Source organism: Bacillus cereus group sp. RP37, assembly GCF_040459695.1.
Taxonomy (GTDB): Bacteria; Bacillota; Bacilli; order Bacillales; family Bacillaceae_G; genus Bacillus_A.
The window spans coordinates 1,767,385-1,782,177 of the sequence record NZ_JARVHP010000001.1 but is presented as its reverse complement, the minus strand read 5'-3'; the positions used below and the strand labels follow the sequence as shown (position 1 = coordinate 1,782,177).

The window sequence follows — 14,793 nt, the reverse complement described above, 5'->3', positions numbered from 1 at the left end:
TCCCCCTATAACAAAGCAAGCTTCTTTGTTTTCCTCCAAAGGCATAAAAACGGACGTAAAGGAAAATATAAAAAATGAAGAAATTTAGGTAACGGTAATGTTTTTGCATCAATTGGATAAGGATATAATTGGCTCATAATATATAAAATCTTTTGCTGATTAGACATTAGTGAAAATAAGTGTCGACTATGATAGATAAATACTTCTTCTGGGACAGGTTCGGTATGCAAATTTATCATTTGCTTGAAATAAAATAGTGCCTCTTGAGCTAACTGCTTTGAATGTTTTTTCTCTACTAATTCCATCATCCTTTCATCTAGTCGTACACCTAGCAATTGAGTTACTAAAATTAGTGCTTGTCCTCCTAAATGAAGCACTTGATATTTTCCCATTAATTTATGAATCTCACTCCAATTAAGTTCTTGATCGACAATTTTTTTTATATCTACTAACCAACGTAATCTGGACCAACCATGTCTTGCACCATGAGATACAAGAAATAAAAATAAATCTTCCTTCCCTAACATATATACAGAATTACTCGTAAGGGTACTTTTTCTCTTTCGCTTCCAAAGCTCTTCAAACCCAGGTTCCTTACCAGGTCCGGGATTTAACCTCCAATGAATCTCAAGCTTAATCTGCTTTGTTGGATGAAAAAATGTTATATGATGATGCCTCCATTTCCAATCATTTAATATCGTTTGAATATAATCATCTTTTACATACCCCTGCTCTAAAAGTAGCATTTCTACTTTTTCTAAATTTTGCATCGGAATTAGAACGTCCAAATCACAGGATGTTCGTAAAGAAATATCCCCATATAAGTCCTGAGATAGTACAGGTCCTTTTAGAAAAATCATACGGATTTCATTTTCATTACATAGTTTATTTATTCGTTCCATTTCAGCACTTAAATACAGCATGTGAAATGTATTTTTTTTATATTTCCTATTCAAGGTTTGTACAATATGTGAAGGAATTAGTTCCTCATCCACTTGTTTAAGTTTTTGATATATCACCGGATAAACACGATGATGCACAGCTTGCTCAAGAAATACCTCCCAATCAATATCCGAAAACCATTCATTACTGTATGTTTGTACTGTTTCGTCATCTTGTAACTTCAAAATTGCAAAAAGAAGTTTCAATTCCTTAGACATGAACTCTACATTCAGACCAAAATCTTTCTCCATTTTATTCTCCTTTAATAGTGTCCTCACTTAGCCTCTTTGCAAATGATCCAACGACAGTAAATTTCTCCATTCCTTCTGATCCAGTAACATAAAAAGAACCGCTCCGTAACCATGCATGCGCAATTAATTCCCCATGACTATCCTTAGCAGTTCCTAAATAAAGAGTACTCTCAATGTGACGTTTTTCGAGCATTTTCATCCCAGCTATAGCTTTAACAAGACACTGACTTTCCCAAAAAGTATAACGACTCATAATAGAAATAGCTTCAGACACCTTCTTTAGTGTATCCCCGTGTCGGTGAATTTTGGCAACTGATGTTTCGTTCATGTAATCCCCTAAAGAAGGTGCAACTTTGGAAAAGGTAATACTTTTTAGTACACGCGCCCACCCTAAAAAAATAAAAGCCTCTAAAAATAAAAGCTTTGTCTCCGTGTTCAGTAATAAAAATACCCTTATTCTTTTCACAATATTCATTAATCCCCTCCTAATAGTTCTCTTGAAATTACGAATCTATCTATTAGATCGATCTTTTATTTGAATTAAACCTTCTTGAAATAAGCACTCTACAAAGGAAAGAACTTGTTCTTCACAATCTTTTTGTTCAATATCATAGTTAGATACTAACATAGTAACAAGCTGCTTAATTTTTATCGGCTTTTCAATAAGCTCCCATATTTCTCCACCTATTTCACCTAAGTTATAATAATTTCCTTTTTGGACATTTAACATAACTTTTTCTCCATCCATATCGCTTACTATATTGCCTTCACTCTGTACAACGTTATGTTCTAATGATATGTTTCTCGAATGAACAACCATCAACCATACTCCCTTTCTGTATAGTATTTAAAATTACTTGCACAAGCTCATGGGCTGTAAATCTCGAAGCCGGGCGTCTTAATTGAAACATTTCCATTCCACTTGCAATATTAGATGAAGTTTCAAAATGCCATTCCATCAATCCTAATTTAGAAATCAAAGAATTCCTAAAAGTATGTTGGTATAATTTACACAAGCGTGCGAGACCTTCAATACGGGTCATCTCAATATCTTCTCCCTGCGTTTTTACTAATTCAATAACACCAGCAAGAGGTAATGGCTCGGGGAAAAATTGAGAATTCACAGGAACAGCATACTTCGTTTCTCTTTCAAACAAAGGGCTAAATTGTGCTACTTCCATTCCTAACTCATTTATGCTCTCTTGCCATAATTTTTGTTGTGCGTAAGAAGGATGAACTATTGCAGTATTTTTATTCAAAAGAGACACAGTAACTATATCATCACTTAAAAGCTGATATCCTGCATTCAAAAAAGCCGAGGCTAACGTTGATTTTCCTGCTCCTGAATCACCAATTAATGCATATGCTTTCCCATCTATGGCAATTACACTTCCATGCAATGGAAGTATTTTCCGTTGCATTAAAAGTGCCCCCATACAAGTTCCCAGAATGTATAATCGAATTTTATCTTCTTTCGCCTCTGGCATAGGTGAAAAAGTAATTTTCTCTCCCGCTTGGATAGAAAATATTGCAGTTTGAGGAACATGAAACATCACTACATCATCTTCCACTACAATGTTTTTTTGCTGTGATTCGTCATATCTACCCCATCGTTCAGATAAATCAGTTATTTCGATTTGAATATCTGCCATCTCTTTCTTTTCATTCAGCTGAGACAACTCGGGTAATGGGACTTCACTTACTATTTTTAACCCGAAGGCTTTGTATAACACATTTCCCATCGAATCGATCATCCTATTCACCCCACATTGTCAATTTTTTTGAAAGCTCTTATATAATAAAACTATATAAGAGCTTTATTTTTCCAATGACTTAACTATACTTCACTGGATCATCTGGATCAGGTTGAACTGCGTCAGGAATTTTATGTCCTGGCCCCGCCATAGTCATATTAATATTAAGTACTTCTAATACAGGTTGTTTCCATTCCTTTTTCATACATATCACCCCCTTTCATATTAAATTTTTTATAAATCGATAGAAGATTAAGCTACGCATTAAAATTCTAAAATCTAAATCAAATGCATACTCTGGTCGAGGTTCTTTACATATTTTTGAGATAGCTTTCTTAATTACCTCTACATTTAGAAATTCAGAGATTATTGGATCTACACTAAGTTCTTGAACTTCCTCAATAAATTCATTCCAAAAAGGAGTCATACGATAAACACCATCTGCACCCTGAACACCTCGAACGCGTTGATTTAATCGTACTTTATCCGGAAGGAAATTTTTTGTGGCTCTCCGAATAAGAGATCGATCTAAACCATTTTGAACATACTGTTCTTCTGGGACTGACAAACAAAATTGAATAATCCGTAAGTCATTTGTAGGATCACGATCCCATAAAGCATAACGTAACGATAATTTCGTTTCATACGTTCCATTTATGCTCCAATAATATGGTTTTTCAAATTGTTCTCTTTTCATATCATATGCATTTGATATAAAGGTACCTGTTATATCAACATCCTGTTCTTTGAGCCTATCAAAAACATTCATTTTTTTTGCAAATTCCGGATTGATTATTATAGGAAAAGCATCTTGTTCCTCTGAAGAAAGTAACTGATGCAAAAACGGAAATGCCTTTCTTCTTACCACTTCAAAAACACGTGCTTTTTTCACTCCTATATTTCTACTATATAAATATAGTTCACGATAAAACCGAATCCAATGTAGCTTTTTCAATAACATTGCCTGGTAATCAAAAATAGGTCCCCATGATACTGTCCAATTACCTCTTTGACCACTAAGGAGTACTCCTATGTCACGCTGAGATGCTTTTTCATAAACTCCCCTCAACCAAAAGGTATTCTCAAAAAATTTATACGGCATCTCCATTGTTTCCAACCAATCATCAATTTCCGATAATGGGCTTCTTTCCGGTAATTCTAAATAATAATCCTGTATATTCCCTACATATTGTACAGTCGATTGAATAAATGGTCTTTCGTCAGCTATCCTACCTTTGTGTGTCCAATCTTTAAATCCTTCTGCCGGGACATAACTAAACGTATGTAATTTTTTATTTTCAGCACGTAAATCTTTTGCAGCAAAGCTAACGACAGACCCTGAGTCTAGCCCTCCGCTCAAATGAGCACCTACTTGGTGATGTGTTCGTAAACGTACCTTCACTGCCCTTTGATACACCTCTCGAAACGCCTCTTCATACTCTTCATTTGATTTTAAATTAAGCATTTTCCCAGCAGTTGGTGTATAGTATCGCGAAATCTTGACTTTGCCATCCTTTACCAAAATAGTGTGTGATGGAGGCACCTGTTCTATATATTTATAGACTGTTAATTGTGGATCTACTGATTCAAAATTTACAGGTATAGCTAGAAATTCAGCAAGCCACTGCTCATTCAATTTTTTATCAACATATGGTAGAGTAAATAACGGTTTTATTAGGGTGCAAAAAGAAAATTTTTCCTCGTCACGATAAATATAGAGTGTCCGGCTTCCAGAAAAATCTCTAGCCCCAAAAAGAATTTGTTTTTTCTCATCCCAAATCATAAAAGCAAAATCGCCTACCAAATATTTAGGAGCCGCTTCCTCCCATTTCTGATAAGAGAGTAAAATTAACTCGCTATCTGTCATGTTTTTTCTATCCGAATAATCCACTTGCAATTTTTCAAATAACTCATCACGATTATCGATAATAGCATCTGCTGTAATTGCCAGTTGCTTTTCATAATTATAGAAGGGCAATTGTTCACCAACTGACTCTGGCGTAATCCATTGTGCGTGACATCCTAGAAAAGCATTTTCTTTGTGCCATATTTGAATATCATCAGCAGGGTACCTTTGTAAATCACTCATTAATCGTGTGCCATGTTCAATTGATACAGGTTCATTATTAAAGTGAATAATACCAGTTATAGCGCTCATTTCTTCCTCCTAATATATGAAAAGTTACTACAAATACTATTTACATATTAAATTCGTTAAACATAGCCCTTTATCATTCTTTTTAAAGAACGAAATTATTTGTTTTTATTACTTTCTCAATTACATGCTTTAATTTACTTTCAAACTTATATATTATAGATATTTTCAAATTTATAATCCTCTTTTTTTTTATATAAATTGAAACTGAACGCCAAAAAAATTCATTATAAAGAACAATTAGTGTTACGTATACAACACTTACTTTTCATTTAATTCTTCCATTCTACAGCTTTTACAATACTTTGAATTACCCTTTGTTGATCTTCTGCTAACATATTAGATCCTGAAGGCAAACAAATTCCACTTTGAAATAGGTACTGCGACACATCTTCATTTTTGCTATGCGGATAATACTGCTTCTCTTTAAAGAGCGACTGCATATGAAGTGGCTTCCACATAGGACGCGCTTCAATATTCTCTTCTGCTAAAATTCTCAACAATTTCCCAATAGAGATCCCGGATTCCTTTTCATCAATTGTCAATGTAGTAAGCCAACGATTAGAGCGAGTATTTTCTAATTCAGGCATAAAATAAAACCCTGGCATGTGAGATAGCGCTTCGTAATAACGTTTATATATAAATCTTCTAGCTCTCACCCTATCTTCTAATACTTCTAATTGTCCTCTACCAATACCAGCTAAAATATTACTCAGTCGATAATTATACCCTATCTCACTATGCTCATAATGTGGAGCTGGATCCTTTGCTTGTGTCGCTAAAAATCTCGCTCTTTCCAATGCTTCTACATCATTAGAAACTAGCATTCCACCACCTGAAGTTGTAATAATTTTATTTCCATTAAATGAATAAACACCAAATTTTCCAAATGTACCACTTGCTTTTCCTTTATATGTAGATCCAAGAGATTCTGCTGCATCCTCAACTATAGGAACATTATATTGATGACAAAGTAAGAGAATTTCATCTAGTTTAGCACTCTGACCATATAAATGAACAAGAATGATAGCCTTAGGTAAATTTCCCATTTTATTAGCTTCATATAATGCATGTGACAATGCACTCGGTGACATATTCCAGGTTTCCGGTTCTGAGTCAATAAATACCGGTTCAGCTCCCAAATAAACAATCGGATTTGCACTCGCTACAAAAGTAAAACTAGAACAAAATACTGTATCTCCTTTTTGAATACCTAATAACCGCAAAGCTAAATGAATAGCAGCAGTACCTGAACTAACTGCAGTACCTCCCCTAACTCCTACAAAAGATGCAAATTCCCGTTCAAACTCATCGACATTTGGTCCAAGAGGAGCAACCCAGTTTGTATCAAATGCATTTTGGACATATTTTTGTTCATTCCCACTCATGTGCGGAGAGGATAGGTAAATTTTCTCCTTATTTTTTATCATCATTCCCCATTCCCTTCTTAATTTACTACATTAATAACCTTTGCTGGAATACCAACAGCAGTACAATTAGATGGAAAATTATTTATGACAACAGAGCCCGCTCCAACAATAGACCACTTACCAATTTTCAAACCTGGAATTATCGTAGCTGATGCTCCTATATGTACTCCCTCTTCTATAGTGGTAGAAGCTGTAAGTGTAGCATGTGGTGAAATATGAACAAAATCCCCAATTATATTGTCATGTTCTATTATTGATCCCGTATTTATTATAGTATGGTTACCTATGAAAGTATCAGCATTAACAACCACATTCGGCATAATAACCGTTCCGTTCCCTACATGGGCATGAGGACTTATAATTGCGGTTTTATGAATTAATGTAGCATATATTTCAATCGGTTGATTTAATCTTCCGAAAATTTCTTTTCTTATTTTATTGTCCCCTATGGCAATAACAAGCTTTATATCATAAAAATTGTTTATAATTTCCCCCGCATCTTCAATTGCCCCAAAATAAAAGTTATCAATAATAGTTTTACCTGTATACAAATCATCTAAATAACCTATTATTTCATATCCTCCATTCGATAAAATTATATCCTTCACAACCTTACTATGACCACCACACCCAATTATCAAAATTTTCATTTCCCATCCCCCTTTATCTCTATATCCCCTCCAGTAAATCGCTCCATTGTTACATGCCCAACATGATTTATCCCCTCTGTTTTAAATACTTTCGTTATTGTAAGTACAATAATTTTCATATCCAATAAAAAAGAACGATTCTCTACATACCATATATCTAATTCAAACTTTTCTTCCCAAGTAATCGAATTCCTCCCATTTATTTGTGCCCATCCCGTAATTCCTGGTTTTACATTATGCCTTTTAGACTGTTTACTAGAATATAAGGGTAAGTATTCCATCAATAATGGTCTTGGACCTACTAAACTTAAGTCGCCTTTTATAACATTTATAAGTTGAGGTAACTCATCTATACTATATTTTCTAAGCGTTTTCCCAAAAGCAGTTAATCTGACTTCATCTGGAAGCCAATTCCCATCTCCATTTATTTCATTAGTCATTGTGCGAAACTTATATAAATAAAAAGGAATTCCATTCATTCCCGGACGCTCTTGTTTAAATAAAATAGGAGAACCTAATTTTATTCTTACTAATATAGCTACTATGCATATAACAATTGAAAATAATAATAATAACAATAAGGATACGCACACATCAAAAAGTCTCTTCATTCACAATCATACTCCTCACATTTTGTTTAAAATACCTGGACAAACTATTTTCTACTGGTAATTAATTTAGTTCTTTTCCAATAAAAAAACTAGAATATAAAAACTATTCTAGTTAGAGATTAACCCAAAGCGTTTAAACACAGCTAAGACATCCACGTATTCCCATACTATATTTCCATCTTTACTAGTACCACTTGTATGCGAAGGAGCAGTTTTACCACTAGTACCTGCCACTACAGATTTATAAACATTACCATTGGCATTTATAAAACTATTTATCTGATATTCTTTTTCAGCTACCCAAAAATTTTTATTTGCCGTACCAGCAGTTATACAAACCCAACCAATATATCCACCTACTGTTGGGGTATCATTGTACAGCAATTCACCACGGCTATACGTCCCAAAGGTAGGTTCTGATGATACTAAAGAAGATTGTGGAAGATTACCTAATATATTCTTTTCTAATTGGTTGTTCACATTATTTGTAAATATTATATTAGAATTAATTTTCTTGTTATCCTGTACTAGTATAGTAGTTCTTGGCACAGGAAGTGTTGAGTCTTGCTTTCGATACACACCTTCTATTGTAATATTCCCTATTGTATTTATACCGTTATCATTTTTTGTAATAATCGTATTGTCACAGAGCTTCAAATAATTTTCTACAAAAACCCTAATGGTATGCAATGAACCGAGAGAAACACCCTTCCCATTCACTTCAAACTTATTATCCGTAATCTCTATTCTAGGTATATAAATAAATGCAACTCCCGCTCCTCTAGCTTCATGAACCGCTAAGCCATAAGGAGCATCCCAAATAATTTGATTTCTACTAAAAACATGTGTAATATACCCTTTGTCTTTCGCCAAGCTCTCGATACCATAAATATCACCACCATCAAACCTAAAAGATTGATTTTTAAAAATAGTTTTCTCAACTCTCATAGATTCAGCAGCCATCATTCGACTATAATTTGCAGTTCTACCACTATGAATAAACTCGCAATCCTCTACAATTAAATTTTTTGCTCCTATATAATGTCCACCATTACATTCATTTGTCAAAAACTTTACAGAAGAAAATATAGCAGTTTCCGTTTGACCATAGCCAGTTGTCGCTATACTTTTTGCCCTTCTTATATCAAATAAGGAATTTCGTATCTCCAAATACTTACTCCTAAAATCAATAATTCCATCCTTATCAGGATCATCAAAAGTAAATTTACAATTGATTATTTTTACTGTCTCACCACTTAGAGCAATTGTACTTTTGGAAAAAACACAATTTTCTAAAGTTGTATTCCCTCCAACGATTCCGCAATTCTGACCGAATATTGCATCATTTCTAAATGTACAAAATGTTCCATCAGCCTCAATTCCACTAGTTATAGATCTCCCCGTAATTGCACCATAATACATATTATTTATGGAAAAATAGTCATCTCCGCTACCAGATAGATAGACATTCCCTTTCATTTTATTACTTTCTAAATAGACACCTCTAGTACTAATACACACAAAGGCTCCAGCTCTATTATCATATATATCAGAATTTCTAATCGTTATTTTTTGATTATTCATATATCCATCTTCGATATCTATTCCATAACCAGGATTACAACCTATTGATCGAGTCATTGCATTACTATTATTGAAAATTTCACACCCATCAAAAGTGATAAATCTACCACCATTTATTGAAGCTCCAAGTCTTCTATTTTTATAAGATTTACAACCCAAGAAATATACGTATTGTGGAATTTTAGCACACATTACATAGTGCAAATTACTATTCATTAAGTCGAAATTTTGCAAAAATGAAAATCTTACTTTTGTAGTACCAGTCGGTAATGAATCTAAATATATAAATTCATAAGATCTAGAATTTCTATACCCTAAATATGAACCATTACCCGCATAAAAATGTACTTTTATAGTAACTTTATTTAAATTACATCCACTTCCATATCCACCATAACCATCCCCCGAATAGTAAAAATATCCAACAGATTTCACTATGTCTCCAGTAATATCAAAAAATTTAACTACTGTTGTATAATTAACTTTAGTAATGTCTAAATTTCCTTTGCTATCAATGTCACCTTTTGCAAAGTGATCTGGATGTGACATTCCGCCTATCGCTGAAAAATCCATAGATGTTACCAATCCATCCCCAGTACATTCACTTACTTCACAATTTTTCACAGAAATGTTATAACATGAGTTTTTGCATTCAATTCCATGCCCCCACTCATGTGTACCTCCACTTGAATAATCATGATTTTCCCTATCTCCTTTAACTATTGCACCTATTATTTCTACATTTTTTATTCCATCACATAGCAATATGTTATATTTTGTAAGGTTATTACCTTCTTTCTCAAATACACATTCATACAATCTATATGTTGTATTACTACAAAGTTTCACAGAAGAATTTTTCTCTATAAGGTATTTTCCTTTTGGTAAAACCACTATTTGAAAACCTTCTTTATTCGCCCATAAAAGTGCATCATTTAATCCCTGTGTCGTCTTTACAGCTGCTGTACCGTCATTATTTATTCCCCAACGTTCAAGTTCAACAGTATAAATAGTCAATTATTTCACCTATCTTCACTGGCTTACATAAACGATTACAAAAATTAATATTTGCAGTGGTATTTAGATTGAATTTTGTAAAACCATTAAATATACGCATAAACAACTCACTATTATCAATTGAAAGAACAAGTTCATTTCGGCTTAATACATTTAATTCTTTTCGTATTTTACTGATAACTTGATTTTTTCTCATGATTTAAAACATACCTCCATTCTTAATAGAAGTATATTCACTTAACTCAATAACGGTATAGATATCTATCATACTCTTCCAAGTTAATTTATAGTTAAAATTCCCCTCAATTACTCACAACATGTTAATTACAATGTGCTACAAATATTTTAAATGTTCCCATCTCATATTTATTAAGCATGTACATTCTAGATTCATCCGTATGATTAACACTGGACTGTACTGAACTTTCTTCCTAACAATCACGATTACCTAAATATTTGTTGTCAGTCCGTATTACTTGAAGTATCTTGTATGACTTTCTTTCTTTTAAATCTATATAATATATTTTGAATAACCTGCCTAAACGTATCCTTTTCATATTTATTCATTCCCGTAAGCCACATCAAACAAATATATACGATTGAAAATATAATAATCTTCACAAATAATTCCTGCCATTTGTAAGCAAGTATCCATCTATTTAATGTCATTCCAAACACTAAACTTGCCCCAAAAGCAAAACTCATACAAGTAATATTTGTCCAAAACTTTGGTATATCTATATTGATCTTCTTCCAATAATAAATATTCATAATAATTATATTCCCAATAGTAAATGCTACAGCTGTACCTAAAGCACTACCAATTGCCCCCCACCATTGAACAAATATTATACTTATAACTACGTTAACAAAAGATGTTACGACATATGTAATAGATTTAAACCCTTGCATGTTTTTTGCCTGCAGTATAATTCCACCTATACTTTGTACTAATGATACAATCATCGGAACTAAGATTATAATAGCTATAATAAAGGCCTCATTATATTCTTTTCCAACCCATAAATGAATAAATTCTTGACCGAAAACAATAAAGCCACTTAAAACAAATGATAAAATGATATATTGAATTCTACCTATCTTGATAAACAAATCTGATATTTCTTTATCAGATGCCTTTTTTGTAACCATCCCTGTAATTCTACTCAAAAAAACATTCGATATAGCTGCAGCAAGCCCTGAGAAATAACCTGTAAAAGATGCTCCTATAGTATATATGGAAATTGCTGCTGCTCCACTATATATCCCTAAGATAACTTGATCTGTGGACCAATATATCTTATCTATTATTAAATTTAAAAATATTAAAGAGGAAAATCCCAAGATTTCCTTCAATAATCCAATTTCTATTTTTTTAAATACTATTTTTATCCTTAACACTTTAAAACAGTAATACATATTAATTACAATTATTATAAAATTTATTGCTGTCGTTACTATCGCTATAGACACTGATCCGTAGCCCTTAATAAGAAGCGGTAACATTATAAGCGGCACTACTATAGCCCCAACAATACCTAGAATTTTTTGAAAAATAAATCTTTCATAAGCTAATACTACAACACTAAAAAAGCCGAATCCTATTCCTATAGATATATTTATTACCATTATCACCATTAAAGTTTTGAGTTTATTTATTTCATCCACATTTAATGAACTTGAAAATATACTATCTGCAGTTAATGTTAATATAATACCTGTAATTAGTGCTATTCCTCCCAATACCCCATACATAATACTAAACATTCCATACAGGCGTGAACAATTCTCTTCATCTTTAAGTGCTCTATACTTCGCTGTATATCTAATTACTGCATTTCCTAAACCAAAATTTAATACTCCTACATACCCTGCAACTGATGTAGCTAAACTATATAAACCATATTCCGATTGACCAAGTAACTTTAACATAATAGGAGTATATAAAAGTGAAATAGAACTATTAATAACTAGAGCCGCATATGATAATATTGCTCCTGCTTTAATTTGACTTTTCATTTGAAAATTTCCCTCTCATATTAAACTTCCACTTTATCACTATTCTTGCAAAGTTAAATATATTAGCTTTAAAAAAATTCATAAATTCTTTTCAATTCTAATGTTTTATCAAAATTTTCATTTGCCAAATTCCCAGAAAAAACTTCACATATACTGCGATTATCTATTAAACTTTTTACACCTTCATAAATATCATCTTCACAAATATTTACAATCATTCCTGTTTCCCTATTCTTAATTTGTTCTTTTGCCCCAGTAAAATTTGTGGTTACAATTGCTTTGTGTAAACACTTTGCTTCAGCAAGCGTTATACAAAACCCTTCATATCTGGATGGTTGCACATATATATCACAAGTTTTCATATAGCCATATGGATTTGTTAACTCTCCCAACATAATAAAATCTCTTTCTAAACCATATTCTGCTATTAATTTTTCGTATTCCTTTCTAGCCCCACCTTCCCCCACACAATACCATTTAACTTTATATCCCTCATTGATTAATCTTGCCAGTACTTTAATAGCAAGATCTTGCCCTTTTTCATTTGTTAATCTACCAACTGTTAATATTCTTATTCCCAAAAAATTATCGTTAAATCTCTTTCCTTCTTTTGCCTCATTCTGTATTAATTTTGCAGAAACTATATTAGGACATATCTCTGTTTTCTGTTTTATAGAAGGAATGATACTAAGTAACTTATATTTTGCTTCATTAGATACAACAAATATATGATCAAATTTTTTGTATAGCTTATCTGAAAATATTTGATTAAATTTGATTTTTGTTACATCAAAATGAATCCATTGAAATTTCCTTTTTGCTTTTATTTTATTAATAACAAAATAACTTATGAAATCCATTGGACCAGCATAAGCTACTGCAATATCATATTCATCTTCCACTACAGGATACTCTCTAAGTACATATTTAAAAAAAAGGCTTCTATCTTTTATAAACTTCGTTAAAAGATGTAGAAGCATTATTCTGGAACCTCTTATTATTTTCCCTTCTTTTAGCAAATTTAAAAAAATTATGTGGGGCGGCTCATTTAATATACCTTTTATCTCTTCGTACTCTTCAAAATATTTAATGTGAACTTCTCTAGGAATAGAATTAAAAAAACCACCGTATTTCTCTAGCATTAAAATAGTTATACTATACTTATCTTTTGGAATTTCAGATATCATATTAAGTAATGCCTTTTCGGTTCCCCCTACATTCATATTAATGACCATAAAGATAATATTTTTTTTCATATTCCCTCCGATTTCACTGCCTCATTACCTAAAAATTTATCTAATTTTTCAAACTGTTTCTTCGCCTTAATCATTGTAGCCTCTAAATTAAACTTATAATCAATGGATGCATCTATAACCTTTTCATCATATTGTAATTGCAGATTTTCCATATCTATTAAAGTCTTATTAAAATCAATATCTTTCAGGATATTGATGGTCTTCTGACTATATATTATAGGAATAATTCCAATACCTAATAATAACGCTAATATATTAGCATGAAATCTCGCTGCAATTAATAATTTAAAAGAGGCCATCATTTCGATAGCCTCTTTTAAATTGCCCCTATATTTATAAATTACTATATTATCTAATACATTAGAGGAAAGACCTGATTGAATTGTGTTAATCACATCCAAATCACCCTCTTGTTCACAAAATGACATTAAATAACATTTATTGCCTTTGTTCACTAATAATTCTATTGTCTTTATAGTACTACGTATATAATCATTATAATAATGGGCTAGCCCTTGTTTATGTCTGACATCTATTATTGAAAATCCAATTCTTTCTTCAGACAAATCTAACTTATATTCATCTGTATTCATCTGAAAAACAATATCTGATGCACACCTAACCTGCGGTAAATCTTCAAATAGTTGATATGAATATACATCTCTAAAACAAACATCATCACATAACTCAAAAAACTTTCTATAGTCATCAAGAAATTCTTCCGTTTTAAAAGGACCAAAATTCGCGCCTAATATAAATACTAATTTTTTTCTTCTCTTAAATTCCATAACCATTTTCATTCTATCTCGATATAAAGAGCTATGGTACGCTTCTTCTCTAAAAATAGATCCTCCTATAAATAGTATTGCGTCATGTTCTTCTGCTATTTTTTCATAGTTAGTTATATTATCTGATAATTTTAGGCGTTGTCCAATTTTATTCAGCAGTGTATATTTTCTTCTGCTAACATTATTATATTGAGAAATAAATTGATCATAATTTGAACCTAAATGATTCACTGTAAAATAACAATTTGGATATTTTTTTACAAGGATATCTAAAAATAAATCATCTCCAAAATTAAACATCAAATAAATGTCAACAAACACTTTTTTCATTTTATT

At 32.0% G+C, this 14,793-nt stretch carries 13 protein-coding genes; all 13 read right to left on the bottom strand.

Annotated features, from left to right (window positions below; genetic code table 11):
- Positions 1 to 5 precede the first annotated feature (5 nt).
- The 13 genes from QCI44_RS09435 to QCI44_RS09375 all read right to left on the bottom strand — a co-directional run bounded on the left by QCI44_RS09435 (position 6) and on the right by QCI44_RS09375 (position 14,787).
- Entirely contained in the window at positions 6 to 1,193 is a 1,188-nt protein-coding gene (locus tag QCI44_RS09435) for a nucleotidyltransferase domain-containing protein (RefSeq protein WP_353811089.1), read from the bottom strand.
- A 1-nt stretch (position 1,194) separates the two neighbouring features.
- Positions 1,195 to 1,668, bottom strand: a complete 474-nt coding sequence (locus tag QCI44_RS09430) for a lasso peptide biosynthesis B2 protein (protein WP_016086747.1) — start codon at positions 1,666 to 1,668, stop codon at positions 1,195 to 1,197.
- A 36-nt stretch (positions 1,669 to 1,704) separates the two neighbouring features.
- The gene (locus QCI44_RS09425; RefSeq protein WP_016086746.1) at positions 1,705 to 2,013 is read right to left on the bottom strand and encodes a lasso peptide biosynthesis PqqD family chaperone; all 309 of its coding nucleotides are present in this window, start codon (positions 2,011 to 2,013) and stop codon (positions 1,705 to 1,707) included.
- Entirely contained in the window at positions 1,976 to 2,947 is a 972-nt protein-coding gene (locus tag QCI44_RS09420; protein WP_033659752.1) for an aldolase, read from the bottom strand. Before QCI44_RS09420 ends, QCI44_RS09425 begins: the two co-directional genes overlap by 38 nt.
- Positions 2,948 to 3,026: 79 nt before the next feature.
- Positions 3,027 to 3,152: a paeninodin family lasso peptide gene (locus QCI44_RS09415; protein ID WP_016086744.1), complete on the bottom strand. Its 126-nt coding sequence runs from the start codon at positions 3,150 to 3,152 to the stop codon at positions 3,027 to 3,029.
- A gap of 15 nt (positions 3,153 to 3,167) precedes the next feature.
- Entirely contained in the window at positions 3,168 to 5,105 is a 1,938-nt protein-coding gene (locus tag QCI44_RS09410) for a lasso peptide isopeptide bond-forming cyclase (protein ID WP_016086743.1), read from the bottom strand.
- Between the two features lie 269 nt (positions 5,106 to 5,374).
- Positions 5,375 to 6,532: an aminotransferase class I/II-fold pyridoxal phosphate-dependent enzyme gene (locus tag QCI44_RS09405; protein WP_353811523.1), complete on the bottom strand. Its 1,158-nt coding sequence runs from the start codon at positions 6,530 to 6,532 to the stop codon at positions 5,375 to 5,377.
- Positions 6,533 to 6,549: 17 nt separating this feature from the next.
- Complete coding sequence (locus tag QCI44_RS09400) at positions 6,550 to 7,182, bottom strand: acetyltransferase (RefSeq protein ID WP_353811088.1); 633 nt, start codon at positions 7,180 to 7,182, stop codon at positions 6,550 to 6,552.
- Entirely contained in the window at positions 7,179 to 7,793 is a 615-nt protein-coding gene (locus tag QCI44_RS09395) for a sugar transferase (protein ID WP_353811087.1), read from the bottom strand. Before QCI44_RS09395 ends, QCI44_RS09400 begins: the two co-directional genes overlap by 4 nt.
- Positions 7,794 to 7,901: 108 nt before the next feature.
- Positions 7,902 to 10,394, bottom strand: a complete 2,493-nt coding sequence (locus QCI44_RS09390; protein ID WP_353811086.1) for a right-handed parallel beta-helix repeat-containing protein — start codon at positions 10,392 to 10,394, stop codon at positions 7,902 to 7,904.
- Positions 10,395 to 10,856: 462 nt separating this feature from the next.
- Positions 10,857 to 12,413: an oligosaccharide flippase family protein gene (locus QCI44_RS09385; protein ID WP_353811085.1), complete on the bottom strand. Its 1,557-nt coding sequence runs from the start codon at positions 12,411 to 12,413 to the stop codon at positions 10,857 to 10,859.
- Between the two features lie 68 nt (positions 12,414 to 12,481).
- The gene (locus QCI44_RS09380; protein ID WP_353811084.1) at positions 12,482 to 13,669 is read right to left on the bottom strand and encodes a glycosyltransferase; all 1,188 of its coding nucleotides are present in this window, start codon (positions 13,667 to 13,669) and stop codon (positions 12,482 to 12,484) included.
- The gene (locus QCI44_RS09375; protein ID WP_353811083.1) at positions 13,666 to 14,787 is read right to left on the bottom strand and encodes a polysaccharide pyruvyl transferase family protein; all 1,122 of its coding nucleotides are present in this window, start codon (positions 14,785 to 14,787) and stop codon (positions 13,666 to 13,668) included. Before QCI44_RS09375 ends, QCI44_RS09380 begins: the two co-directional genes overlap by 4 nt.
- Positions 14,788 to 14,793 lie beyond the last annotated feature (6 nt).